22 protein-coding genes are annotated in these 26,208 nt (G+C 64.7%); 14 read left to right on the top strand and 8 right to left on the bottom strand.

All coding sequences use genetic code 11. The features are described 5' to 3' along the window. Positions 1 to 31: 31 nt before the first annotated feature. Together pnp and M2339_RS09495 are read left to right on the top strand one after the other, a co-directional pair. Positions 32 to 2,362 (top strand): polyribonucleotide nucleotidyltransferase, encoded by a 2,331-nt coding sequence (gene pnp, locus M2339_RS09500; RefSeq protein ID WP_181558999.1) that lies wholly within the window; start codon positions 32 to 34, stop codon positions 2,360 to 2,362. 180 nt (positions 2,363 to 2,542) lie between these two features. After that, positions 2,543 to 3,316, top strand: coding sequence for an HpcH/HpaI aldolase family protein (locus tag M2339_RS09495; protein ID WP_264586800.1), 774 nt, complete (start codon positions 2,543 to 2,545; stop codon positions 3,314 to 3,316). 27 nt (positions 3,317 to 3,343) lie between these two features. Here M2339_RS09495 and M2339_RS09490 read toward each other — a convergent pair whose 3' ends face one another. Then, on the bottom strand, positions 3,344 to 3,517 hold the full coding sequence (locus tag M2339_RS09490; protein WP_264606309.1) for a hypothetical protein: 174 nt from the start codon (positions 3,515 to 3,517) through the stop codon (positions 3,344 to 3,346). Between the two features lie 70 nt (positions 3,518 to 3,587). Between M2339_RS09490 and M2339_RS09485 the strand changes: the two genes are divergently transcribed. The 8 genes from M2339_RS09485 to M2339_RS09450 all read left to right on the top strand — a co-directional run bounded on the left by M2339_RS09485 (position 3,588) and on the right by M2339_RS09450 (position 15,435). Continuing rightward, positions 3,588 to 4,484: an ABC transporter substrate-binding protein gene (locus M2339_RS09485; protein WP_264606308.1), complete on the top strand. Its 897-nt coding sequence runs from the start codon at positions 3,588 to 3,590 to the stop codon at positions 4,482 to 4,484. Next, entirely contained in the window at positions 4,481 to 6,439 is a 1,959-nt protein-coding gene (locus M2339_RS09480; RefSeq protein ID WP_264586802.1) for a nuclear transport factor 2 family protein, read from the top strand. Before M2339_RS09485 ends, M2339_RS09480 begins: the two co-directional genes overlap by 4 nt. A gap of 3 nt (positions 6,440 to 6,442) precedes the next feature. Continuing rightward, positions 6,443 to 7,345 carry a hypothetical protein gene (locus M2339_RS09475; RefSeq protein WP_264586803.1) on the top strand — a complete coding sequence of 301 codons (903 nt, stop codon included), beginning with the start codon at positions 6,443 to 6,445 and terminating at the stop codon, positions 7,343 to 7,345. 22 nt (positions 7,346 to 7,367) lie between these two features. Next, entirely contained in the window at positions 7,368 to 8,222 is an 855-nt protein-coding gene (locus M2339_RS09470; protein ID WP_264586804.1) for an amidohydrolase family protein, read from the top strand. 9 nt (positions 8,223 to 8,231) lie between these two features. After that, positions 8,232 to 8,594 carry a twin-arginine translocation signal domain-containing protein gene (locus M2339_RS09465; protein ID WP_264586805.1) on the top strand — a complete coding sequence of 121 codons (363 nt, stop codon included), beginning with the start codon at positions 8,232 to 8,234 and terminating at the stop codon, positions 8,592 to 8,594. A 135-nt stretch (positions 8,595 to 8,729) separates the two neighbouring features. Beyond that, positions 8,730 to 11,294, top strand: coding sequence for a TonB-dependent receptor (locus M2339_RS09460; protein WP_264586806.1), 2,565 nt, complete (start codon positions 8,730 to 8,732; stop codon positions 11,292 to 11,294). A gap of 60 nt (positions 11,295 to 11,354) precedes the next feature. Further along, positions 11,355 to 12,260, top strand: coding sequence for an amidohydrolase family protein (locus M2339_RS09455; protein ID WP_181559006.1), 906 nt, complete (start codon positions 11,355 to 11,357; stop codon positions 12,258 to 12,260). Between the two features lie 232 nt (positions 12,261 to 12,492). Then, the gene (locus M2339_RS09450) at positions 12,493 to 15,435 is read left to right on the top strand and encodes a TonB-dependent receptor plug domain-containing protein (RefSeq protein ID WP_264586807.1); all 2,943 of its coding nucleotides are present in this window, start codon (positions 12,493 to 12,495) and stop codon (positions 15,433 to 15,435) included. A 141-nt stretch (positions 15,436 to 15,576) separates the two neighbouring features. Here M2339_RS09450 and M2339_RS09445 read toward each other — a convergent pair whose 3' ends face one another. The 7 genes from M2339_RS09445 to M2339_RS09415 all read right to left on the bottom strand — a co-directional run bounded on the left by M2339_RS09445 (position 15,577) and on the right by M2339_RS09415 (position 22,838). Continuing rightward, positions 15,577 to 16,512, bottom strand: coding sequence for a 3-keto-5-aminohexanoate cleavage protein (locus M2339_RS09445; protein WP_264586808.1), 936 nt, complete (start codon positions 16,510 to 16,512; stop codon positions 15,577 to 15,579). An 8-nt stretch (positions 16,513 to 16,520) separates the two neighbouring features. Further along, positions 16,521 to 17,978, bottom strand: a complete 1,458-nt coding sequence (locus M2339_RS09440; RefSeq protein ID WP_264586809.1) for an NAD-dependent succinate-semialdehyde dehydrogenase — start codon at positions 17,976 to 17,978, stop codon at positions 16,521 to 16,523. Positions 17,979 to 17,986: 8 nt separating this feature from the next. Next, complete coding sequence (locus M2339_RS09435) at positions 17,987 to 18,454, bottom strand: nuclear transport factor 2 family protein (RefSeq protein WP_264574709.1); 468 nt, start codon at positions 18,452 to 18,454, stop codon at positions 17,987 to 17,989. A 119-nt stretch (positions 18,455 to 18,573) separates the two neighbouring features. Further along, positions 18,574 to 19,524 (bottom strand): helix-turn-helix domain-containing protein, encoded by a 951-nt coding sequence (locus M2339_RS09430; RefSeq protein WP_181559011.1) that lies wholly within the window; start codon positions 19,522 to 19,524, stop codon positions 18,574 to 18,576. 99 nt (positions 19,525 to 19,623) lie between these two features. Further along, positions 19,624 to 20,361, bottom strand: a complete 738-nt coding sequence (locus M2339_RS09425; RefSeq protein ID WP_264586810.1) for an SDR family NAD(P)-dependent oxidoreductase — start codon at positions 20,359 to 20,361, stop codon at positions 19,624 to 19,626. Then, positions 20,358 to 21,671, bottom strand: coding sequence for an MFS transporter (locus tag M2339_RS09420; RefSeq protein ID WP_264579434.1), 1,314 nt, complete (start codon positions 21,669 to 21,671; stop codon positions 20,358 to 20,360). The genes M2339_RS09425 and M2339_RS09420 overlap by 4 nt, the downstream gene beginning before the upstream one ends. A gap of 12 nt (positions 21,672 to 21,683) precedes the next feature. Beyond that, the gene (locus tag M2339_RS09415) at positions 21,684 to 22,838 is read right to left on the bottom strand and encodes an iron-containing alcohol dehydrogenase (RefSeq protein ID WP_264586811.1); all 1,155 of its coding nucleotides are present in this window, start codon (positions 22,836 to 22,838) and stop codon (positions 21,684 to 21,686) included. Between the two features lie 366 nt (positions 22,839 to 23,204). On the opposite strand from M2339_RS09415, the gene M2339_RS09410 reads away from it, so the two are divergent. The 4 genes from M2339_RS09410 to M2339_RS09395 all read left to right on the top strand — a co-directional run bounded on the left by M2339_RS09410 (position 23,205) and on the right by M2339_RS09395 (position 26,188). Then, complete coding sequence (locus M2339_RS09410) at positions 23,205 to 23,732, top strand: helix-turn-helix domain-containing protein (RefSeq protein ID WP_264586812.1); 528 nt, start codon at positions 23,205 to 23,207, stop codon at positions 23,730 to 23,732. Positions 23,733 to 24,005: 273 nt separating this feature from the next. Continuing rightward, complete coding sequence (locus M2339_RS09405) at positions 24,006 to 24,425, top strand: hypothetical protein (RefSeq protein ID WP_264603876.1); 420 nt, start codon at positions 24,006 to 24,008, stop codon at positions 24,423 to 24,425. A gap of 335 nt (positions 24,426 to 24,760) precedes the next feature. Then, complete coding sequence (locus tag M2339_RS09400) at positions 24,761 to 25,060, top strand: hypothetical protein (RefSeq protein ID WP_181561347.1); 300 nt, start codon at positions 24,761 to 24,763, stop codon at positions 25,058 to 25,060. A 342-nt stretch (positions 25,061 to 25,402) separates the two neighbouring features. After that, a complete protein-coding gene (locus M2339_RS09395) occupies positions 25,403 to 26,188 on the top strand; it encodes an outer membrane protein assembly factor BamD (RefSeq protein ID WP_181559017.1) in 786 nt (261 codons plus the stop codon). Positions 26,189 to 26,208: the final 20 nt, after the last annotated feature.

Raw genomic sequence — 26,208 nt, 5'->3', positions numbered from 1 at the left:
GCAATAGGGCCGGTGGGTGGAAGGAAAACCAATGTTTGATGTAAAGACAGTAGAAATCGAGCTGGGCGGAAAGACCCTCAAGCTCGAAACGGGCCGTATTGCCCGTCAGGCCGATGGCGCGGTGCTCGCGACCTATGGCGAAACGGTTGTGCTGTGCGCTGTCACGGCCGCCAAGTCGGTGAAGGAAGGGCAGGACTTCTTCCCGCTCACCGTTCACTATCAGGAGAAATTCTCGGCTGCCGGGCGTATTCCGGGCGGCTTCTTCAAGCGCGAGCGTGGCGCGACGGAAAAGGAGACGCTCGTCTCCCGTCTGATCGACCGTCCCGTGCGTCCGCTGTTCCCGGAAGGGTTCTACAACGAGATCAACGTGATCGCGCAGGTTCTCTCCTTCGATGGCGAGACCGAGCCCGATATTGTGGCGATGATCGCGGCTTCCGCTGCGCTCACCATTTCCGGCGTGCCGTTCATGGGCCCGATCGGCGCAGCGCGCGTCGGCTACAAGGATGGCGAGTATCAGCTCAACCCGAGCCTCGATGAGGTGAAGACCGGCGAGCTGGATCTCGTCGTCGCCGCGACCGACACGGCCGTGATGATGGTGGAATCGGAAGCCAAGGAGCTCTCCGAAGACGTCATGCTCGGCGCCGTCATGTTCGCGCATGATGCTTCGCGCAAGGTCGTCGATGCGATCATCCAGCTGGCCGAGAAGGCCGCCAAGTCGCCGTGGGAGATCGACCTCTCCGACAATACGGCGGACATGAAGGCCAAGCTCAAGAAGCTGATCGGCAAGGACATTGCCGCCGCCTACAAGCTGACCGACAAGTCGGCGCGCTCGGGTGCCTTGAACGAAGCCCGCGCCAAGGCGAAGGAAGCGTTCGCGGCTGAGGGCGCGCAGACCCAGATGGTCGCCAACAAGCTCATGAAGAAGCTGGAAGCGGAAATCGTGCGCGGCGCCATCCTCAAGGACGGCCAGCGCATCGACGGTCGCACGACCACGCAGATCCGCCCGATCGAGGCGATGGTGGGCTTCCTACCCCGCACGCATGGCTCGGCGCTGTTCACGCGCGGCGAGACGCAGGCCATCTGCACGACCACGCTCGGCACCAAGGATTCCGAGCAGATGATCGACGGTCTGACCGGTCTCTCCTACGAGAACTTCATGCTGCACTATAACTTCCCGCCCTATTCGGTCGGTGAAGTGGGCCGCTTCGGCGCGCCAGGTCGTCGTGAAGTCGGCCATGGCAAGCTCGCCTGGCGCGCGCTGCACCCGGTGCTGCCGAGCAAGGACGAGTTCCCCTACACGATCCGCGTGCTCTCCGACATTACGGAGTCCAACGGTTCCTCCTCGATGGCCACCGTCTGCGGCGGTTCGCTCTCGATGATGGACGCCGGCGTGCCCCTGAAGCGTCCGGTTTCCGGCATCGCCATGGGCCTGATCCTGGAAGGCAAGGACTTTGCGGTCCTCAGCGACATTCTGGGTGACGAAGATCACCTCGGCGACATGGACTTCAAGGTCGCCGGTACCTCCGAAGGCATCACCACGATGCAGATGGACATCAAGGTCGCCGGCATCACGCAGGAGATCTTCGAGGTCGCGCTGCGTCAGGCCAAGGACGGTCGCGCCCACATTCTGGGCGAGATGAGCAAGGCGCTGGGCGAAGTCCGCACCGAACTCTCCGCTCATGCCCCGCGCATCGAGACGCTGCAGATCGACAAGAGCAAGATCCGTGAAGTCATCGGCACCGGCGGCAAGGTCATTCGCGAGATCGTCGCGGAGACCGGCGCCAAGGTCGACATCGACGATGAGGGTCTGATCAAGATCAGCTCGTCCGACGTGAACCAGATCGAGGCGGCCAAGGCCTGGATCCTCGGCATCGTCGAGGAAGCGGAAGTCGGCAAGGTCTATAACGGCAAGGTCGTCAATCTGGTCGACTTCGGCGCGTTCGTGAACTTCATGGGCGGCAAGGACGGCCTCGTCCACGTCTCGGAAATTCGCAACGAGCGGGTCGAGAAGGTGGCGGACGTCCTCAAGGAAGGCCAGGAAGTCAAGGTCAAGGTCCTCGAGATCGATCCGCGTGGCAAGGTGCGCCTCTCCATGCGCGTCGTCGATCAGGAAACCGGCGAGGAGCTGGAGGACACCCGTCCTGCCCGCGAACCGCGCGGTGACCGTGGCGACCGGGGTGATCGCGGCGACCGTGGTCCGCGTCGTGACGGCGGCGGCCGTGGCGACCGTGGTCCCCGCCGGGATCGCGGTGGTGACCGTGGCGGCGAGCGTGGTGAACGCGGCCCCCGCCGCGAGCGCAGCGATGATGACGGCCCGGCGCCCGAGTTCGCCCCTGCCTTCCTGAAGCGCGACGACGACTGATCGCCTTCAAAGCGAGATTGAGAGAAGCCCCGCAGCGATGCGGGGCTTTTTTCATGCCCACGGTCCGAGCGGGCGTTGCAGCTCTGCAAAGACTCCGAGCCGTTCGAGACAAGCGGGCGCCGTCGGCCTGCGCACAGTGGCTTTTTGCGCACCGGTGCAGCGGATCGAACAGGGCGGTTAGTGGACAATTTCGTAGACTATGCGCTGCAGCGGGCCGCGCAGGGGCGGGGCCTGCTGGGGACTTGGGTCAAGCTGCCGTCGCTGGAGACGCTGGAGCTGATCGGCCATGCCGGCTTCGATGTCGTAGTGATCGACATGGAGCACGCCCCGCACACTCTCGAGCGTGCCTACACGCTGATCGCAGCTGCGCAGACGATGGGCATGGCGGCGCTGGTTCGGCTGCCCGATCATAGCGGATCGCCGATCCAGCCCCTGCTGGACGCTGGCGCGGACGGCCTGCTGGTGCCGCGCATCACCGACCCTGAAGATGCCCGCGAGGTGTGCCGCAAAATGGTGTTCAGTCCGGCTGGGGAGCGCGGGCTCGGCCTTACTTCGCGCGCCGGTCGCTGGGGCCTGGCGCCGATCCCGGACTATGTCGCGCGGGGCGACGGGCAATGCCTGCGCATGATCCAGCTTGAGGACTGGGCCAGTCTGGAGCGGACCGCGGAATTTGCGGCGGTCGAGCATGTGGGCGGCATTTTCATCGGCCATGGCGACCTGTTTCTCTCCAGCGGCAAATCGGCCGCGCATCCCGATGTTGAGGCGCTCACCGCCGCTATGCTCGCCGCGACCAAGCAGGCGGGCCTGCTGTCTGGCGTGGCCGTCGGCACCGCGCAGGAAGCCGCGCCCTATCTGGCAATGGGCTTCTCACTGGTGATGGTGAGCAATGATGCGATGATGTTCGCGCACGCTGCGGCGCAGACGGTGCAGGCGGTGCGGGAAGGGCTGGATTGAGGGCAGCGTGGCGCAGCCCGGCCTGCGCTATTTGTCCTCGACGGAAGCCAGTTTTTCCTCGCGCGGCATCAACGCGCATTTGAATTGCGGCCCGCCAGCGTGGGCGCCTAGCGTGAATGAATAGGGCCGGGCCAACAGGTTGCGGTGTTGAGGAGGGATGACGGTGCGCACAATCAGGAACACTCTTGCAATGGCGGCCATGCTCGCGGCTGGCGCGCTCCTTCCCGCGAGTGCCACAGCCAGGGATGAGGGGAAGCCGGGCCCCATTGCCGTGTACGGCAATATCCAGACCTTCGAGATCGCGCCCGTGCTCCTGGCGGCCAAGACTTTCTATCCCGATGCTGCCACGGTGAAGATGGGCGGCATTCCCAATCTGGTTGGAGAGCCGATCATTGCCGGCTTCGGCGAGGAAGGCGTGGCGGATGTCGCAACGCATGCCGAAACGCAGGCGCTGCGCTACTCGGTCAAGCATCCCAATCTGCGCATCATCCTGCAGGTGACCGAGGGGCAGTATCGCATTGTTGCGCGGAAATCGGCGGGGATCGCGACCGTGGCCGATCTCAAGGGCAAGCGCGTCGCGTCGATCCCGCAGACGTCCTCGGGCTATTTCTTTCACAAGATGCTGGCCCAGGCTGGCCTGTCCTATGACGATATCGAGGTCGTCCGTACGCCCGGCCCGCTCAGCGAGATGACCAAGGCGCTCGCCGAACGGCGCGTCGATGCCGTGATCATCTGGGAGCCGGAGAGCGAGAACAGCGCGCGCGCCTTGGGTAACGACCTGATCGAGTTCAGCGGCGATGGCGTTTATGCCGAGCAGTTCAACCTCAACAGCACAGCTGAAAATCTCGCCGATCCGGTCAAGCGCAAGAAGATCGTCCGCTTCGTCCGTGCCGTGATCGATGCGGCGGCGGCGCTCCGCAAGGACCCTGCAGCGGCGCAGGCCCTCGTGGTGGAGCGGGGCGGCCATTCGGTGGAGGAAGTGCAGACGGCCTGGAAGCATCACGCCTTCAACGCTGATTATCCTGCCGACCTGCTCGATATCATGACTGAGGAAGAACAGTGGCTGGCAGAGCGTGACAAGCGGCCGGCACGGTCGCGCGCGCAGCTTGCGACGCTGATCGACCGCAGCGTCTACGAAGAGGCGCTGGCGCTGGAGCCGACGACGTGAGCGAGCCGGGGCGCATGATCCTCTCGCGACGCGCGATCCTGCTCGGGAGTGCGGCCACGGTGCTGGCGGGCTGCGCAACGTCACGGATGGCGTCAGCGGGGGCGGGCAGTGGCGCTGCGGACCTGACTGCGCGCCTCGCGGATGTCCGCGCGATCCGCGAGATCAAACGCCTCCAGCATGTCTGGGCGCATTATGCGCAAGCCGGCCAGTGGGCCGACATGGCGCGCCTGTTCGCCGCTGACGGCCTGTGGACCGACGGCGCGCAATCCGTGACGGGCCGCACACCCATCGAGGCGCATCTGCGCAGCACGATGGGCGGCGACAGTCGTGGACTGCCGGCAGGGCATCTCAATCTGCGCCTGTTCCTCAGCCCGGTGATTACCCTCGCGCCCGATGGCCAGTCCGCGCGCGGACGCTGGCATGAGGTGGCGATGACGGGCGTGAACGGCCAGTCGGCTGGCTGGGCCGGCGGCATTCACGTGATCGATTATGTCCGGGTCTCCGGCGACGCTGGCGGCATGGGTGGCTGGGCGATTGCGCGGATGCACTATCACCCGCAATTCGCCGGCCCATATGACAAGGGCTGGACGCATGTCGCGCCCAGCGTGCCGATGGTGCCGTTCCACTATACGCCGGATCAGGCTGGTAATCCTTGGGGCGCCAAGCGTCCCGCGCCGAGCCCGCGGCCGACCGGCGAGATTGCCGCGCAGGCCGATCTGCTGGTCTCCCAAGGGCTGGTGCAGAATCTCCAGGCTGCGTTCGGCTTCTACCTCGACCGCAAGATGGACGACGATATCGTTGATCTGTTCACCGAGGACGCGTTTGTCGACATTGCCGGCACCGGGCAGTTTGTGGGCCATGCCGGCGTCCGCCGTGCGCTCGCGCTGTTCGGCGAGGCCGGTCTGAAGACCGGCGAATTGAACGACCGTCCCCAGCTCATGCCGGTCGTGACGATGGATGCGGGCGGACGTAGCGCCACGGTGCGCAATATCGAGATCGGGATGACCGGTCAGCATGGCGGTGAGACCTACTGGTCTGCGACGATCCAGGATTTCACCTGCGCGCGCGGTAACGATGGCCGCTGGCGCATCGCCGCGCTGCGCCGCGTGCCGGTGATGCGCGCCGCTTATGCGCAAGGCTGGCAGACGCCGCTGGCGGCCGGTTTGCCCGGCGTGGCTGCGGCGCGACCGGACAGGCCCTCGCAACTGGCGGACGCTTCCTATCCCGGTCATCAGCCTGCACCCGTGCACTTTGCCGATGTGCTCGCGCCCGCGCCGTCCTTTGCCGGCACGGGAGACGCGGCGACGCTGCTCGCTCGTGCTGCGGCCTTCGATGGCGCGGAAAACATCGCCGATGCCTATGGCTATTATATCGATGAGTTCCGCTGGGACGACACGGCCGATCTCTTCGCCACCGATGGGTGGAAAGAGCTGTCCTATATCGGCACCTATGTCGGGCGGGAGCGTGTGCGGGGGTCGCTGTTCGGGCGCTATGGCAATGCCGGGCGCTCGGCGGCGTTCATGGCCATCCACCAGAAGACGCAGCCCTATGTGACCGTTTCGGAAGACGGGATGCGCGCCAATATCCGCCTGCGCTTGTTCCAGTTCAACAGCGCCGCCAAGGGGCAGGGGTCGTGGATTTCGGGCATCTACGAGAATCAGGCGGTGCTCGAAAACGGCGTCTGGCGCATTCACGGCATGGATCTCGATTATGTCTGGCTCGCCGATTACGCCGGCGGTTGGGCCGCGATCGTGCCGGGCGCCAGCGAGCGCTATCGCCCCAAGCCCGAGGATGTTGCCAAGAACCCGCCGGATGGCCCGCTGCGCGGCGTCACCTTCGCGCCTTATCCCGCCATCGCCCCGATGGGCTTCCATTTCGCCAATCCGGTGAGCGGCCGCGCTCCCGAGACCTTCCTGCACTGGTCGGACGGCCGCCGCGCCGCCGCCACGGAGTAATTCATGTACGAATCCGACGATCCCCGTTCCCGCCTCTCGACTGCCGCAGCCGGGGGAGCCGCGCCGGCCAGCGCCTTCGGGGCCTCCACTTACGCCCGCTTCTATGAAGAAGCCCCACAGGAGACGGCGCCCGGCCTCAAGACCTGGCTCACGCGTGGGCGGAATTTCGTCGTCGCTTACTCGCAGGCGGAAGAAGGTGCGGTGTTCGAGCGAGCCGGCCAGATCGACGAATATGTCCTGCTGCTGCCGGATGCCCAGAGCGCGCTGACCATCGAGATCGACGGCGTGGCGCACGAGATTGCCGGCAACAGCATCAACTTCGTGCCGCCGGGCGATAGCCGCATCACGGTCCGCTCGGCTGGCCAGATCGTCCGGCTGTTTTCGCTGGAGGCGCAAGATCTGCTTGCGCGGGTCGTCAATCCGCAGGCCTATGCCGGGCCGCATCCGCAGATTCCGCCGTTCCAGCCGTGGCCAGATCCGGTCGATGGGTTCAAGCTGCGCAGCTACAGCCTGGACGTGCCCGACGAGCCGGGGCGCTTCGGCAAGATCTGGCGATGCACCACCTTCATGGTCAACGTCTTCCCGCCGCAGGGGCCGCGCGATGTGACCAAGCTCTCGCCGCATCATCACGATGATTTCGAGCAGTGCTCCCTGGCGCTGGAGGGCGACTATATGCACCATCTGCGCTGGCCATGGACGGCCAACCAGCATGACTGGCGCGACGACGAGCATGAGCGTTGCGGCGCGCCGTCGGTGTGCGTCATTCCGCCCCGTGTCATCCACACCTCCGCGCCGTCCGCGCCCGGTCGTAACGTGCTGGTCGATATCTTCTCGCCCCCGCGTGCCGATTTCTCGGACATGCCCGGCTGGGTGCTGAACGCGGATGAGTATCCGCGCGCGCAATGATGCAGTCGAGGAGGGGGACGAGATGACATCCTTGACCGATGACGCGGTGCGCAATCCTATCATCGATTGCCATGCCCACATCTTTTCGGCGGACATGCCTGTCACCAGCGGCGCGTGGATCACGCCGGACTATGCCTTCACTGCCGACGATTTGCTGGCGCGGATGGATGCGCATGGCATCCACTTCGCCGTCATTTCGGCGCTGAGTATTTCGGGCAGCTACAATGATTATCTGATCTCCGAACTGCGCCGCCACAAGCGGCTGCGCGGCACCGCCATCGTCCCGCCCGGCACGGATTTCTACGTGCTGGAGCGGATGCGCGACGATGGCATCATCGGCATCCGGTTGCAGCTCGCCCGCGCCGAATATCACGCCGATTATCGCAGCGACGAATATCGGCTGCTGTTCCGCCGCGCCCGCGATCTTGGCTGGCATGTCCATGTCGCCATCGAGGGACAGAACCTGCCGCCGGTGCTCGACGCGCTGGTGGAGAGCGGCGTCGATATCGTGATCGACCATTTCGGCCATCCCGATCCGGAGGCGCCGCTCGAATGCGCGGGCTTCCGCGCGATGCTCGATGCGGTCGACAAGGGACATACCTGGGTCAAGCTCTCGGGCGGCTTCCGCCTGCCGGGGCCGGAAGCGTGGCGGGACGACCCCGATGGCGATCTCGAAAGCCTCGCCCAGCATGTCGCGGAACATCTGGTGTCGCGCGTCGGCACCGATCGCCTGCTGTGGGGCAGTGACGCGCCATTCGTCGGCTACGAACGCCGCATCGGCTACGAGCAGGTGCTGGCCAGCTACCGCCGCTGGGTGCCCGATCCCGCTCAGCGCGCCCAGATTTGCCGGACTGCACTCAAGCTCTATTTTTCCTGATTGGAGACCATGATGCCCAACACCCAGCTTTCCCGTCGCGGTTTCATCGGTGCGAGCGGCGGCGCCATCGTCGGCGCGGCCATGGTGCCCGCCGCCCTTCAGGCCGCCGAAGTGCCAGTGCTCCATGCCGATGGCATCCATGATGATACCGATGCGCTGGAGGCGCTGTTCGCCGGTCGGCAGGTGCGGGTCGTGCAGAAGGACGTCGTGGCGCGCTACGAAAACGGCACGGTCCGGCTGATCAATGGCCGTTACCTCATGAGCCGCCCGGTGCGCGCGCATGGCGATGCCGCGGTCTATACCGGTCACTGCACCTTCCGCATCGGCGAGGGGCCGGCGCTGCCTTATCCGGAACTGCAGCAGTTCGCGTGATGAACGCGGGTTCGTAAACGGCATATGCCGGGCAAGGCGTCGTTCAGTGCCGCATCCGGCAAGATTGGATGATGGAGCCCCTCTAGTGCTCCCCCCGAGGCCAGACATGGCTGCACCAATTCGGGAGGGGATGAGATGAAGAGGACTTTCGGCAAGCTTTCAGCGTCCGCGCTGGCGCTGTGTATAGCGCAGACCGGCCATGCGCAGGTCTCTGAGGCGGACGGCGCTTCCGAGCGTGGAACCGGGATCGCGGACATCGTCGTCACGGCGACCCGTCGCGCGACCAACCTGCAGGATACGCCGATTGCGATCTCGGCGCTGCCGGCAGACGCGCTGATGGAGCAGGGGCTGACCAACGTCGCCGAAATGTCGCGGGTCGTTCCCAACGTCTCCTTCGAGAAGTCGCAGGCGGCATTCGGCCCCGGCATGAGCGCCTTCATCCGTGGCATCGGCTCGAGCGAGACCAATCTGTCGGGCGAGGCGGGCGTCGCCTTCTACATCGACGATGTCTATTATCCGCTGGTCTTCGGCTCCATGTTCGATCTGCTTGATCTGGAGCGGGTCGAGGTGCTGCGGGGCCCGCAAGGCACGCTGTTCGGCCGCAACTCGCTGGCCGGCGCCGTCAACCTCACTACCCGCCGCCCGGTGCTGGGCGAAGCTTCGGGCTATGGCGAGTTCACAGTCGGCAGCTATGACCGCCGCGAGATGCGCGTCGGTATCAATCTGCCGCTCGGATCGACCATGTCGCTCTCTGTCTCCGGTCTGGTCAAGAAGATGACTGGCTACCAGCGGCAGCTCGATTTCCGCTGCGAAATGATCCGCCGGGGCACGCCTCAGCTGGCCGGTCTGTTCCCGACTGCGGATGCCGGCCTGCTCAACAATTCCGACATCAATCCGCCTAAGGATTGCACCATCGGCCATCTGGGTGGTGAGGATGTGCAGGCCATCCGTGGCCAGATCTACTGGGAGCCCACGCCGCGCCTCAAGATCACCGCCGCGCTGGATTATCTCCAGGACAATTCGGAGGCGGCCATGGATAGCGTCGTCGCCATCAATCCGGCCGTCGCAGCCGGCCGCTCCGCGGTCTCGACGCTGTTCAACCGCTGGACGGCACCGGGCGGCCCGACCTTTGCTTATGATAGCCGTTTCATCACCGGCGACCCTTACACAACCTTCGCGACCTTTGCCGATCCAATCGCGGCTGGCACGGCCATTCCCGGCAACACATTCTACAATGGCTCGCCCTTCCGCGGCGGTATCACGCACCCCAGCAACGTTCCGCAGAAGAACTGGGGCGGCAATGCGCGGATCGAGTATGAGATCAGCGACAATATCGATGTTGTCGGCATCGTCGGCTATCGCCGCTACGATGGCGTCTTCGGGTTCGATGTCGATGGTTCGCCCGTCGCCATGGAAAACAATCGCAATGATGTGTTCCAGGATGACTGGACCGGCGAAATCCGCCTGATCGGCAAGACGGGCTGGGCCGATTGGGTCGTCGGCGCCTTCTATTACTGGGCGGATGGCGAGCAGCGCTTCTCCGGCACGTCGCCGTTCAACAATACGCAGCGTTATCTGTGGAGCCGTTACACGCCGGAGAGCAAGGCGGTCTTCGCCAACGCCACGCTGCGGCCCTTCGGCGATCGCTTTGGCCTGACGCTCGGTGGGCGTTTCTCCAAGGACAAGAAGGGTGTCGACTATCGCAGCGTGCTGGATGGCACGACGGCCGCCTCGACGCAGTTCACCATTTCACCGGCCGGCCAGACCGTCTTCAACTTCGACATCAAGGATGAGCGATTCGACTGGAAGGTCGGCGCGGATTACAAGCTGAGCGAGCGCACGATGATCTACGCGTCCGTGGCCACTGGCGCGCGGCTGCCGGGCTTCAATGCCCGTCCACTGCAGCCGAGCCAGGTCGCGCAATATCCGGGTGACGAGACACAGTCGTACGAGCTGGGCGTGAAGACCGATCTGTTCGACCGGATGCTGCGGATCAACGCTGCGGCCTTCTACACGGATTATAAGACCCGTCCGACGGGTGTCTCCGGTCAGGAGTATCAGCTGGGTGCGAACGGGCAGCCAGCGCCGGGCGGTTTCCTTGAAATCCCCAACCCGGTGAACCCTGCCTTCACGACCTGCCGTCCGCTGACGTCGGCTGAAATCGCCGCCAACACGCCCGGTTTCGCCTGCATCGGCCGCACCTTCTACCAGAACACGCCGGGCAAGGTGAAAGGCTTCGAGCTGGAGCTGGATTTCCGTCCGGTCGAGGGCTTGGCGGTCGGCGGCTCAATCGGCTACCACAAATTCTCGTCGGCCGATCTTGATGCCCGCCCGGCCGGCCAGAACCGGCGCCCGGTGGCGATCCCGGAGCTGAAGGCCAATGCCGGTATTCAATATGAGGTCGATGCACCTGCGCTGCAGGGAACGATCACACCGCGTGTCGACTGGTTCTACACCGGCAGCCAAGTCTACAGCCCGGACCGCGTAGAGTATAATCAGGACGGCTATTCGCTGGTCAACGCTCGCCTGACCTACGCGAACAAGGAGTATGATTTCTCCATCGCAGCGGGCGTCACCAACGTCTTCAAGCAGTTCTACTGGCGCAACTACTTCATCTACCAGGCCATCGGCTATCCACAGATCAACGGCCAGCCGGGCGCCCCGCGTGAGTGGTATCTCACCCTGAACAAGCGGTTCTGACCGGAAGGCGGGCTCTGGCCCGCCACCGACCATCAAGCATAGGCGAGAGGAACAAGGTATATGCAGATCATCGACGGTCAGATCCACGAACCCCATATCGGCGGCGGTATGCGCGCCGCCAAGCCCGAAGGCGAGACGATCACGCCGCAGCTTGAAGAGTTCATCAACGTCGAGCTGGCGCGCGAGGCGATCGATTGCGTCGGCGTCGACAAGGCGATTATCTATGCGGGCCGGGCCTTTAATGAAGCCGCGGTGCGCTACTATCCGGACCGGTTCGGAGCGGTCGAAGTGTTCGACCATGCGGCGCCGGACCTGGAGCAGCAGATGGCAGCTTTCAAGAAGAAGCCGGGGATGCTCGCCACGCGCGTGCTGTTCACCAATTACGGGCAGGTCTGGCGCAAGCCGGGCGCGCAGATCGCGGTCAGTCCGCTGGTCAAGCAGGGCGCGTTCGACCGCTATTTCGCTTATGGCGCCAAGTATAAGATCCCGATGTTCGTCGGTGCCCATGAGTTCGGTCACGAGGCCGCGATCTATGCCGAGCGTCACCCGGACATGACGATCATCATCGATCACTACGGGGTCACCCAGTCGATGATCGCGCCGCCCAAGGACCGCTGGGCGAACCTGCCCAAGCTGCTCGACATGGCGCGCTATCCCAATGTCTATGTGAAGCTGTGCGGGATGCCGATCATCTCCAAGGAGGCATATCCCTATCACGACATCTGGCCATACATTCACAAGATCCTGCACGCCTTCGGCCCGGAACGGTGCCTGTGGGCGAGCGACATGACCCGGCAGCGCTGGGGCACGGAAACGCCGCCGGGTCCCAATGGCTTCCCGCTCCGCAAGGACTGGAAGCCCTATGCGGACGCGCTCTACAGCCTGCTCCACACCAATGAGATTTCGCAGAGTGACAAGGAGTGGATTTTGGGCGGCACGATCAAGCGTGCGCTCAACTGGGCGTAAGAGCACCGCAGCACACCGATGACATCGGAGCCGGACGATACCGTCGTCCGGCTCTGTTTGTGCCGAATTCGGCATAAGCTGGATCACTTGGAGATAAGAAGCGGCCCGTTGCGCAATGCGATGGTCCGCATGAGATCGCGCCCGGCAAAGGTCGTGCGCGCAAAATATACATAAGGGGGAGGCCGTACGAATGACTTTGAAAGTGAAAGGACGCGGGGGCGCGTCGCATTTGATGTGGGCGGCACTGCCGGCGGCGGCGTTGCTGTCGATGCCGGCTCAGGCGCAGGATGGCAGCGGCGCGGAAAGCGCGAGCGAGCCCTCGATCGTCGTCACGGGCACGCGCATCCGGAACAATGCCTTTAATGAGCCGACGCCCGCCACGGTGTTCGGCATCGAGCAGACTGAGAAGCTGGGCATCGTGAATGCCGGCGATATCGTCGAGCTGATCCCGCAGAACACGGCCTTCCAGTCGGACGCGACGGCTGGCATCACCGCGGGCGCGAATGTCGGCGCTTCCTATGCGAACCTGCGCGGGCTCAACCCGGATTCCGGCACGCGCACGCTCACGCTGGTCAATTCCCGCCGCTTCGTGCCGACATCGGATGGCGGTGCGGTTGATCTCAACCTCATTCCCACCGCGATGATCAAGCGCGTGGAGACGGTGACGGGCGGCGCATCGGCGGCTTATGGGTCGGATGCGATTGCCGGTGTCGTCAACCTGATCCTCGATACCGAGCTAGAGGGGCTACGCGGGCAGGTGGATTATGGCCAGACCTTCCGGGGGGATGGCAAGGGGCATCATGGCTCGCTCGTCTATGGCACGCGTGTCGGCAGCCGCGGCCATATCGTCATCGGCGGCGAGTATGAGAAGAAGGACGGCATCGGCGATTGCTCGCTCTCACGCGACTGGTGTGCGGAAAGCTACGACGTCTTCGTGAATGCTAATAATGTGCTGGCCAACGGCTCGCTCTCGGGCTTCGATCGTCCCGGCACGCCGGGCTATGGTCTGCCCAACTTCATCATCGGCCCCAATTCCAAGCAGGCGTTTAACGATGCGCGCGGCGTGGTTCGCAACCGTGCGCCCGCGGCGCCGGCGGCGCGCAACATCCGCTTCAATGACGACGGCACCGGCATCGTACAGTTCGATCCCGGTACGTACGTGCAGTCATCGCAGACCGGTCCGCGCCAGGGCGGTGACGGCGAATCGACCTATGCAGATTCCGACATCCAGACGCCGGTCGAGCGATTCGTCGGCTACCTCTCCGGCAAATACGACCTGTCGGACACGGTCGAGGCCTATACCGAAGTCACCTACGCGCATCGCTCCGCCTCCAACAGCGGCGTGACAGCCGGCCCACGCTCGACCTATTTCGTGCAGCCGGACAATGCCTTCCTGCCAGCTTCGCTCAAGACGCTGCTAGCGGGCACCCAGTTCAGCCTCGGCAAGGATGTTGATGCGCAGATCCCGGCGCTCAACTCGGTCACCGCAGATGTCTGGCGCGCGGTGTTGGGCGTCACCGGCGAGATCGGTGGCGATTGGAACTGGGACGTCTATTATCAATATGGCCGCAACAAGCGGCATCAGTCGGCCCGCTATTCGCGCGTGAACACCGAGTTCCAATACGGGCTGGACGCCGTGGTCAATCCGGCGACCAACCAGATCGTCTGCCGGGAACTGCTCAAGGCCAATCCCAATCCGCGCGCGCAGGGCTGCGTACCGATGAACCTGTTTGGTCTCGATAATCTCAGCCAGGCGGCCATCGACTATGCCTATCGCCCGGTCATCGAGGATTTTCTCTATACCCAGCATGTCGCAGCAGCGACGATAAGCGGCGCATTGTTCGACGGCTTCGGGGCCGGGCCGATCGGCGCGGCGACCGGCGTGGAGTATCGCAAGGAAAAGGGCGATGTCACCCACGGCGATATCCCGAACTACACCGATTACGCCTTCACCTTCGGCCTGGATTATGGCGGTTCGATCGAGGTGCTCGAAACCTTCGGCGAAGTGAGCGTGCCGCTGCTGGCGAACCGGCCTTTCTTCGAGACGCTGGAGCTGAACGGCGCGGTGCGCTGGACGCGTAACAAGGCATCGGACGCGTTCACCAGCGAGGAAAAGACGACCGAGGCGGTGAGCTACAAGCTGAGCGGCATCTGGGAAATCGGCGGTGGCGTCCGTCTGCGCGGCTCACGTTCGCGGGATATCCGCGCTGCCGGCTTCCGCGAGCTTTTCCAGCGCCAGGTGGCGACCGAGGAAGGCTCCTCGCAGGGCATCGTCGACAATCCGAACATCGCGGGCGTGGGCAATGACGATCCGACCCCGATCCTGAATGGCGGCAGTTTTGCGTTGACGCCGGAAAAGGCGGATACGACGACGGCGGGCATCGTGTTCCGGCCCGGTTTCATTCCGGGCCTGCGCATGTCGGTCGACTGGTATCAGATCGCGATCGAGGATGCTGTCAGCCGGCTCGGCGGCCAGCAGATCGTCGATTTCTGCGATCAGTTCGACATCTTCTGTGACCGCATCACCTTCGTCTCGCCGACCAACATCTCGTACATCGATGCCCGCCAGGTGAACCTCGGCAGCATGACCGTGCGCGGCCTCGATTTCGAGTTCGACTATACGCTGCGCCTGTCCGACCTTTCGGCCGATTGGGGCGGGGCGCTCAACCTGCGCGTGCTGGCCAACCACCAATATGACTTCAAGGTGCAGGCCGATCCGACGACGCCGGTGATCGATTATGCCGGGCAGACCGGGCCGGTGAGCAGCGGCGGCAACTTCAACCCCGCGCCCTCGTGGATCGTCAATGCGTTCCTGAGCTATGATAGCGGGCCGTTCAACGCCACGGTGAGCATGCGCCGGATCAGCTCAGGCATCTACAATGTCGAGCGGGTGGGGCCGGAAGATGAAGGCTACGACCCGACGCTGCGCAACAGCATCAACACCAACCGCGTGAAGGGAGCGAGCTATTTCGGCCTCGCCATGTCCTATGCGATCCCGGTCGGAAATGGTGGGAACAGCATCGAGGTCTTCGGCGCGATCGACAATATCTTCGACAAGAAGCCGCCGATTGCGCCGGGTGGTGGTGGCCTGGGTGGCTCCAACTATCCGACCAACCCGGTCTATTTCGACACGTTCGGGGCGCGTTTCCGGACCGGCGTGCGGGTCAAATTCTGATCTGACGCCAGCGCTGCAGATGCGAGCCGGGCTTCCGAAAGGAGGCCCGGCTTTCCTTTGTCGAAATGCCCGCCCGGCCATTCCGGCCGGGCGGGCATTTCGACAAAGCGATGGACGTTGAAGGGAGGCCGAAGCCTCGGCTCAGAAGCCGACGGCGCCGCCGCCCTTGAGGCCCAGCAGCGCACGGGCTTCGGCAGGCGTTGCAATCTCGCGGCCCAGGGCTTCGATCACGAGGCGGATGCGCTCCACCTGCTGCGCGTTGGAGGTGGCGAGCTCGCCCTTGCCGATAAACAGGCTGTCTTCCAGCCCGACGCGGACATTGCCGCCGAGCAGCGCGCTCTGGGTGCAGAAGCCGAGTTGATGGCGGCCCGCCGCGAAGGCCGAGAACACATAATCCTCGCCGAACAGACTATCGGCCATGGTCACCATATGGGCGAGATTGCGCGGGTCCGCGCCTATGCCGCCCAGGATGCCGAACACGCCCTGGACGAGGAAGGGCGGGTCTATGAGGCCGCGGTCGGCAAAATGAGCGAGCGTGTAGAGATGGCCGATGTCATAGCATTCGAACTCGAAGCGCGTGCCGAATTCCCGGCCGACTTCCAGCATGATGCGCTCAATATAGGCATTGTCATTGTACATGATCCGCCCGCGCGCGCCTTCGACATAGGGCTGTTCCCAATCATGCTGCCAATGGGTGACCCGCTTGGCCGCGCCGGAAAAGTCGAAGATCAGCGGCCCCATGTTGAGCGAGCACAGCTCGGGCCGGGCCTGCTTGGCGCCTTCCAGCCGGTCATCAAGCGACATGGTGGCGCTGCCGCCAGTGGAGATGTTGACCACCGCGTCCGTCGCCTGCCGGATGCGCGGCAGAAAGGCCATGAAATCGGCCGCGCGGGGGCTGGGGCTGCCGTCTGCCGGGTTACGCGCGTGCAGGTGCAGGATCGCCGCGCCTGCCTGCGCTGCGCCAATGGCGGCCTCCGCAATCTCGTCCGCGCTCACCGGCAGATGCGGCGACATGGAGGGCGTGTGGATGGAGCCGGTCGGCGCGCATGTGATGATGACCTTGGCGTGTTTGCGCATAAGCGGGTCTAAAGTCCTGCGTGACAGAGATATTTGAGGTTTTGATATTCGGCGAGGCCGTGGTGCGAGCCTTCACGCCCGAGACCCGACTGCTTGACGCCGCCAAAGGGCGCATAAGGCGTCGAGATGAGGCCGGTGTTGATGCCGACGATGCCGCTCTCCAGATCCCGCCCTACGCGGGCAATCGTCGCCGGATCGCTTGAGCAGAGATAGGCAGCGAGGCCAAAGGGCGTGTCGTTCGCCAGCCGCACGCCGTCCTCCACGCTGGCAAAGCCGATGACGCCGGCCAGCGGTCCAAAGGTCTCCTCCCGAGTCAGCAGCGCATCCGAGGCAACGTCGCCAATCAGCGTCGGCACCGCGATGCGCCCGCCCGGTGACGCGCCACCGGCGATGAGGCGCCCGCCATGGCGCAGCGCATCCTCGCGATGCTCGTCGATCTTGGCAATGGCGCAATCGTCGATCATCGGGCCGACATCGATGCCGTCCTCGAAGCCGTCGCCAGCCTTCATCGCGGCGACCTTGCTGCCGAAGGCGTCGAGGAAGCGGTCGCGGATGCCATTCTGCACATAGATGCGGTTCGCCGCGACGCAGCTCTGGCCGCCATTGCGGAACTTGGCGACCATCGCCGTTTCGACGGCGGTGTCGAGGTCGGCATCATCGAAGATGAGCAGCGGCGCATTGCCGCCCAGTTCGAGGCCGAGCCGCTTGATCGTCGGCGCGCAGGCTTCCGCCAGCATTGCGCCCACCGGGGTCGAGCCGGTGAAGGAGAGTTTGCGGACGATCGGCGAACCGGTCATCACTGGGCCGATGGTCTTGGAATTGCCGGTGACCACGCTGAACACGCCCGCCGGCACACCCGCTTCTTCACCCAGCTTGGCGAAGGCCAAAGCGGTGAGCGGCGTCAGCTCGGCCGGCTTGGCGACCATGGTGCAGCCGGCGGCCAGCGCCGGGCCGACCTTGCGCGTGAGCATGGCGAGCGGGAAGTTCCATGGCGTGATCGCCACGCACACGCCGATCGGCTCGCGCTCGACCATCAGGCGGCGGCCGGTCACCGGGGCGGGGATGATCTCGCCCACCGAGCGGGCCGCCTCATCGGCGTAGAATTCGAGGAAGCCGGCGCCATAGTCGACCTCGGCGCGCGATTCCTTGAGCGCCTTGCCGTTCTCCAACGTGATGAGCCGGGCGAAGTCCTCCTTGTGCTGGATGACCAGCTCATACCAGCGCCGGAGGATCGCGCCGCGCTCCTTGGCGGGCCATCGTGCCCATTGCGGAAAGGCGCGGTTCGCGGCGTCGATGGCCTCAGACACTTGCGCTTCGCTGACGCGCGGCACCTGTCCCACGGTCTCGAGCGTATAGGGATCGTCGACAGCGATGGGGTCGCCACTGCCATCCACCCATTTGCCGGCCACATAGGCCTTGGAAAGCAGAAGATCCTTCTCGTCGAGTTCACCGCGCTGTCTGCTCATGGGCCTGCTCACTTTGCTTCTTGATCGTCCAGGTTCGGATTGGTGATCGGAGTATCACTCTCGAACAAATGCTCGAACCGGCGATAGGTGCACAGCCAGCGCCCGCCGGCGCCGCGAACATAGCGGTCGGTCGCCAGCGAGATCGTCACCGGCGGATGGGTGGGGAGGGGACGCACGCCATCGGCGGCATAGAGGAACAGGTAATTGGTCGCTTCCGCGCTGTCCGGCCCAGTGAACCACGCCCGGAAGTTGGTGAAAGCATGGACCGCGAGCCGCTCGCCGCGCTCGGCGCGCCAGTCGTAGAATTGCTGGATTTTCGCGCGGCCGTTATAGGAGGCGAACTGGCCGTGGAAGACGGCATCCTCGGTATAATAATCCGAGGCCTTGCGCCCCTTGTTGGTATCGATCTCGTGCCAATATTCGGTCAGCTGCAGCGACAATATCTGGTTCAGATCAAGCACTTCCCTGGCAACCATTGCGTCTTCCGTCCTCCATGTCTCGCCTGTCGGCGTGGAGACCGGGCTGACATAGAGGTTGCGCCGCCGCTTGCCCGGGCGGGCAGGATGACTTGCTCAGGAAGGCGCCGGTCGGCTCGTCAGTTCGAGCCGGCGCGCCGGTAATCGCGCGGCGCCATGCCGAAATGCTCGTGGAAGGTGCGGGTGAAATGCGCCGCGCTGTTGAAGCCCCAAGCGAAGGCGATCTCGGTCAGCGTATGGCCGGCCCAGGCCGGATTGCGCAGCTGCTTGCCGCACTCCTCCAGCCGCCGCCGCACGATGTAGCTCGACGCCTTCTCCCCGCGCGAGGCGAAGAGCGTGCGCAGGTAGCGCGGCGAGATGCGCAGCCCTTCGGCGACGCGCGCGGGCGTCAGTTCCGGGTCGCGCAGATTGTCCTCGATGTAGCGAATGACTTCGCTCTGTCGGCCGAGCATCACCGCCGAGCCTTCCGGCTGCTCGTCAAAGCCCATCGCATAGGCCGTGGAGAGCATTTCCAGCACGTGGCGAGCAAAGCGGCCATCATGATCGGAATGGAAGCCGCTCTGCACCTGCGTGTTCAGATTTTCGAGCATGGCGGACATGACCGCGGTCAGCCCCACCTCATGATCGAGCTTGAGGCCGCAGAAGCGCTCAGGCGTGGGCAGGTGCTTTTTGATCAGCCCCGCGTCCACGCGCAGCATGATAATCATCGAATTGTCGCCGAGCGTGAAGCTATGCGGTGCCGCGCTGTCGCACAGCACGAAATCACCCTGATCGAGCTGGGCCTGATGCCCGCAATGGTCGAGCACGCTGTTGCCGCGCGCCTGCATGAGGAAAGAATAGAGACGCGGCGCGCCGGGGCGGATGTGGTTGCGCGTCCGCTCGATATGGCTGCGGTTGGCCGCGATGCTGGCGAGTTGGATCGGCCCGAAATGGCTGAGGCTGAGGCGCGCGGCAAACTCGTGCCGATCCGCGGGCGTGAAGTTTACGCGATTGAGCTGCTGCGAATAGAGCTTTGTCCATGCCGCCGCGCGCGTCGATATGGGGAAGGCTTCAGTGCTGTAGGATTCCATGCTTATCCTCTCCGCGTGCCCTCTGTCCTTCTATCGAGGCGTCCCGGCCGCTTTCCTTCAGGGTCAACCATTTCAAGGCGCTTTGCAAGTTTCCCATCGTCACACGCCGCCGGAAACGGCGAGGTTCGCGCCATTCACAAAAGAGGCGTCGGGCGAGAGCAGGTAACGGACCGCCTGCGCGATCTCCTCCGCCTGTGCTGCGCGCTGCATCGGCACGCGCGCGGCGCCGGCGGCCAGCCGCTCGGCGCTCAGCATGTCCGTGGCGACCGGGCCGGGGGAGACGCAGTTGACGCGAATCCCATCGCCGCCGACTTCCCGCGCCAGTCCGGTCATCAGGCTATCGAGGCCGCCTTTGGATGCGGCATACCAGACATATTCCCCGGCCGAGCCATAAGCGGTCGCCCGCGACGAAATGAAGACGATGCCGCCGCCCGCGCCGCCGCGCGAGAGGGCCATGCGCCGCACGGCTTCACGCGCGGCCAACATCGCGCCGGTGAGATTGACCGCCGTTACGCGCTCGAGGGTTTCCGCCGAGACCTCCGCCAGGGGAGAGGCCTGGCCGGTGATCCCGGCGGAATAGACGAGCGCGCCGATCGGCCCCAGCGCCTGCGCTTCGTCGAACAGGGCAATCAGATCGGCCTCCCGCGCGCTGTCCGCCTGCACCGCGTGGGCCTGACCGCCGGCACTGGCGACGCTCGCTGCGACGGCCTGCGCCGCCGCTGCGTCACGCGCATAGCTGAACACGACATGGTAGCCGGACGCCGCGAGCAGCTGGACGATGGCGGCGCCGATGCCGCGGCTGCCGCCGATGACGATCGCGATGGGCTGCTGGCTCATGGAGCGGTTGCCTTTGCCTCAATGGGTTGGGGGGCTTCGTCCCGACCGAAGTCATCCAGTGACTGCAACGCGCGGCCGGCGGTCTCGGGCAGCATCAGCGTTGCGATGAGGGCGCACAGGATGCCCCCCATGCCGACGATGGCCATCGCCGCGCCCAGCGGGATGATGGCGGCCACCAAGGGTACGGTCATGATGAACAGAGCGCTCGCTGCCCGGCCGAAATTATAGGCAAAGGCCTGCCCGGTGCCGCGCAGCTCGGTCGGGAACAATTCGGTGAAATAGGGGCCGAAGCTTGCATATATGCCGAACTGGAAGAAGCCGTAGACGATGCCGAACGGCACGAGGAACCAGACATTCCCGCCCCATGGCCCAAACAGATAGATGGCGGCGGAGATCACGAAGCCGAGGCCGAACAGCCGGAAGGCATTGCGGCGCCCGACAAAATCGCTGATCGCGGCGTTGAACAGAAAGCCGAAGAAGCCGCCGACGCTGTTGAACATCACACACAGCCCGGCCATCGCGATACCGATGCCGCGCTCATTAGCGAGGAACACCGTCAGATAGCTGCTCACGGCATAGCCTGCGCCCTGCGCGCCGACGGCCAGCAGCGACGCCAGAACGGTGATGCGGACGACCTTGGGCCGGAAGATGCTGGTGAGGCTGGTGCGCTGCCCGGTTTCGTGCGCGCGTTTCTGGGCCTGTTTGAACAGGTCGGAATCGTCGGACCCGCGCCGGATGAAGAAGATGAGCGCGGCGGGAATGATGCCGACGAAGAAGGCGAGGCGCCAGCCGATCTCGGGATCGAAGGCGGAGGCGAAAGGTCCGGCGATCAAGGCTGCGAGACCGGAGCCGACTGCCGCGCCGCTGTGCAGTGTGCCCAGCGCCTTGCCGCGATGCTTGGGCGAGACGATTTCGCCGAGCAGCACCGCGCCCACCGCCCATTCCGCGCCGAAGCCGATGCCCTGCAACACGCGCAGCACGAGCAGTTGCTCGAAATTCTGCGCAAAGCCGGAGGCGAAGGAGAAGAAGGAGAACCACAGGATAGTGAGCTGCAGGATGCGGGCGCGGCCATAGCGGTCGCACAACCAGCCGCCGATCCAGCCGCCGATCGCCGCCGCGAAATAATTGGCGCTGGCGATGGTCCCGGCCTCGGTCAGCGAGATGCCGAGGCCGACGATGAGCAGCGGGATGAGATACTGATAGACCAGCCCATCCGCGCTATCCATCGCCCAGCCGGCGCTGCACGTCCAGAACACGCGGCGGGTTTTGCGGTCCGCGCCGCGATACCAGGAGAAGAGGTCGGCTTTCATGGGGTGTCGGTCCTATAGCGCAGCTTCGTAGATGGCGCGCGCATCGGATTCGGTGACCTCGCGCGGATTTCTGATGAGCAGCCGTTGCACGGTCATGGCGGCGGCGGCCATCTTGGGCACCGCGTTGGCGCCGATGCCGAAGGCGGACAAGTGCCGCTCGATGCCGATGGCAGCGGAAAGGCGCTCGATCTGCGCGATGCCGGCCAGCGCATCCGCCTCGTCATCGCCGGTCCGCGCCACGCCTAGGGCGGCAGCGACCTCAGCATAGCGAGCGGGGGCGGCGGGCAGGGTGAAGCGCAGTACATGCGGCAGCAGCAGCGAGTTGGCGACGCCGTGGGGAATGTGGAATTCGCCGCCGAGCGGATAGGCCAAAGCGTGGACCGCCGCGGTGTTGACCGGGCCGAGGCACATGCCGCCAAGATGCGCCGCGCGAAGCATGGCATCGCGCGCCTCCAGGTCTGTGCCGTCCGTGCAGGCGCGTTCGAGATGGCCGGCGATCAGGCGGATGCCTTCGAGCGCCCAGGCATCGACGACGGGATGGGCAAAGCGGTTGGCATAGGCCTCGATGCAATGCGTCAGCGCATCCAGCCCGGTCGCGGCGGTGACGGCGCGGGGCATTGAGACGGTGAGTTCAGCATCCAGATAAGCGAAATCCGGCACGAGATGATCGCTGACCACGCCCTTCTTCAGTTCCGCCGCCACGTCTTCCAGAATGGCGATGGGAGTGACTTCGCTGCCTGTGCCGGCGGTGGTCGGGATGCAGGCGAGCGGAATGGCGCGGCCTTGGAGGAGGCCTGTGCCGATGACGTCATCGATGCCCTGCGCGCCATCCATCAGCGCGGCGACCAGCTTGGCGACATCCATCGCACTGCCGCCGCCCAGTCCGATGATGAAGCCGGCTTGGCTCTCGCGCGCCGTCGCCATGGCGGCCTCAAAATCGGCGAAGGTCGGCTCACCGGCAATGGCGTCGAAAATCGTGGCGGCGCAGCCGGCTTTGGCCAGTTCGGAGGCGAGTGCTTCGCTGAGCGCACGCAGGGGGCTGCCGGAGACGATCAGCGCGCTTTCGGCGCCGGACGCGACGACATCGGCGGCACAGGCCGGCAGAAGACCGGCACCGATGCGCACCGTGCGGACATTGCGCAGGCCCAAAAGCTGTTCAGATTGCAAGGCTCACCTCTCCATCCCATCCCGTCTCTCTCTCGGTAGCGCGCGGCGTGCTGTCTTGATCTAGGCGGCAATATGCTTTGCCGCGCTCGTATCGGCACTTGGTGGCGGAGCCAAAGGGCGAAAGGGGCAAGCCGGCTGAGTTAACGAGCGCATGCGGCGACAGAGCTAACCTCGTCGCGCCTTTTCGACTCCGAAATGGAGGCAATTGATGGAATGCCGGGGGCGGACTGGGTTAGCGTCTCCCGCTCGATCGACAGGAAGGAACCCATGCCACGCTCCGGCACCTTGCAGGGCATAAGACCGGTGCCGCACCGCGCTATCGCAGGCCGCCCAATGACGTGTCCGCGTTGACCGTGGAGGGGCGGTGTGACGGAGCCAGATCGATCCGGCCAGGTGCGCCGTCATCGTGCGGCCCGGCTGATTCAGGAAGCTGCAGATCGCATCGAGGCCGCGCGCCATCTGCTTGAGATGGAGCAGGAGGTTGCGGAAGGGGCCGGTGCGAGCCCCTTTGCCGACGGTGCGTTGCCGGTTGGGCTGCTTAGTCACGCGAACGAGCCGATTGCAGTTGCCCATCTGAATGCGGCCCTGGCACTGCGGGGCCATATCTGTGCGCGCCTGCTCCTGCGCCTGATTGCCGAGCCTGACCGGCTGATCCCGCTCGATGAACTTGCGTTGCTCCTGGACCGCGGCGCGATGTCGCGTGCGGCGATCAAGGTTCACATCTCCACGCTGCGGGCTGCGCTCAGCGAAAAAGGCCTCGCCGGATCGGCGATCGAGACAGGCCGCCGCAGCTATGCCTTTCGCGCGGCAATGCTGCCGGCGCTGTCCAACATCCTCGAAGCGTGCCGTTTTGGTGCTGATTCCGGCAGGAACGAATCAAAACGGGACAGATGAGGTGGGCCCCCATCGCATCGCTCCATCGACCCGTCCTTTAGCGGTTGACTTCCCGTGATCACGGCGCACAAAGTGAAGCTCGCATAACATAATGTTGCCTTAGAAAGCCAAAAAGGCTTCTAAAATTGCAGGGTCGCACCAGATGACAATCGACTTCAAGACATGACGGACCGCCGCTGACTGCCACGCGTTCGAGAATGATGTTGAGGCAGGGATAGGCGAGGAGACACGGGTTCAGTGTGAACCCCGCGAATATCCCAGGGACGGATCGTGATGTTCGATACAGCCAATAAGCCGCGCCCACCGGGCGTGGACGACGATGCGCGCGCTTGTCTGCCGGATGACCCGGTGATCGAGCGGGCGCGGCGTTTGCAGGCCCTTATGGGCCAGCGCAGTGCCCTCTTTCCAGAGCCGGTGATGGCCGATGACGCCATGGCGGCCATGCTGACGCTGTTCCTTGCCCAGAGCGAGGGGCGGACGGTCTCCCGAGCATCGTTGAACGGCGCGCAGGATCTGCGCAGCGATCCGCAAGACGAGGTGGTTGCAGCGCTAATCAAGGCAGGTCTGGTCCGCGCCGGGTCGGCGGGAGCGGGCGGGCCTGCTGTCGGCGAAGGCGATGCGATCACCCTGACCCCGATGGGATCGGCGCGAATGCGCAATTATCTCGGCGACCATCGCGGTATTGGACAATGAGTGGTCAACCCGACCACCTCACGGGTCTTATTCCCGCCGCTCGGCCCGGTCTTCCCGGTCAGTGAGCGCGGCTGGTGACGATAGGCTCCTCCTGTCTGGTGGTTACGGGACATGCGCCGGCAGAGACGGTGGTCTATCCGCCGCCTCTTCTCACAGCGGCGGCGCATCTTTCGCGCGCGGGGTGTTTCCCGCGCGGCGAGGGTAGTCCGATGCCGAATCGAAAGTTTTTTGACGTGCCCAATATCGTGCAACGCGACGCCGCAGCCCGGTCGGACGCGCCGGCTGATCCTCGCTCCGCGGAAGCTTCGAGCGTTCTGCGGGCCAAGGCCGGCCGCATGCACATGCTCGGCCGTCTGCGCAGCAAGCATTTCTACACGCCCGTCATGGCCGATCGCGCCATGGACGTGATGCTCTCTCTTTTCGTCGGTGAACTGCAGTCCAGTCCGGTGAGCGACACGGCCCTGGCCGTGGGCAACATGCTCAGCCCGGCTGAGGCCGCTGCAGTGATCGATAAACTGGTCCAAGCGGGGCTGGCCGTCGTTGCGGGTGAAGAACCCGAGCGGCGGACGGTCGGGCTAACGCCCCTCGGGTCCGCGAGGATGCGGAGTTATGTCAGCGACCACCCGGACGTCTGACAGCTTCGCAGGTCGACGACCGGCCTGAACCGTGTGCCGCCATCCCCCACGCTGGCGTGCGCATTCCCCGGTTCGGGTCGGGCGTCGACCGTTTTCTGCTCCGCAAGGTGCAGGCCGCGTCGCCGCTTCCCACCTCCCACACAGAGAGCGGCGGCGCGGTTTGCGGGCAGTGCGCTCGCATGGGAAAAGAGGGGCAGGCGCCCATTCAGCCGCTCTCGTTCAGCGCCGGTTCAACGGGCCGGTCCTTGTTTCGCGCGCCATGCATCATCTGTCTTCTGCCCGTGGCGCAAAGCGCTCATCATTCGCTTGGCGCGGTCCGGTTGCTCGGTTAAGAGGCTGCGCATGACCGTTACACCGCTGCGTCGTGGCCGGCTGATTGCCGCCAGCCTGATCTCACTCGCCTTGCTGGCCGGCTGCGCGCGCAGTTCGAACCGCGTTGATACGCGCTATGTCGCGCGCGACGTCAGCACGCTGTATCTGGCGGGCCAGCAGCGGCTCGACAATGGTCGCTTTGCCGAGGCTGCCGTGCTGTTCGATGAGGTTGAGCGCCAGCATCCTTATTCGCCTTGGGCCCGCCGCGCGCAGCTGATGAGCTCGTTCAGCTATTATGCCGCGCGCAATTATCGCCAGTCGATCCAGTCGGCCCAGCGCTTCCTTTCGATCCATCCGGGCAACCGCGACGCGGCCTATGCCTATTATCTGATCGCCTTATGCTATTATGAGCAGATTAGCGATGTGACGCGCGACCAGAAGCTGACGCTTCAGGCCCGCGATGCGCTGAACGAGCTGGTCCGCCGCTACCCCGATTCGCGCTACGCGTCGGACGCCCGGCTCAAGCTCGATCTGGTGAACGACCATCTCGCCGGCAAGGAAATGGAAGTCGGCCGCTTCTACCAGCGCCGCCGCGAGTGGATCGCCGCCGCGATGCGCTTCCGGCAGGTCGTCGACAATTACCAGCAAACCAGCCACACGGCAGAGGCGCTGCACCGTCTGGTCGAGAGCTATCTGGCGCTCGGCATGCCGGAAGAAGCCAAGCGGGCCGCTGCCGTGCTGCAGACCAACTATCCCGATTCGGACTGGTATCAGCGCTCCTACCGCCTGATGACGCAGCACGCTCCGAGCGCCTGATCTCTTTCCGGCGCGTTGCG

The sequence above is a fragment of the Sphingobium sp. B2D3C genome (assembly GCF_025961835.1).
In the GTDB taxonomy this organism is placed as follows: domain Bacteria; phylum Pseudomonadota; class Alphaproteobacteria; order Sphingomonadales; family Sphingomonadaceae; genus Sphingobium.
This window is presented reverse-complemented; position numbering and strand designations above follow the sequence as displayed.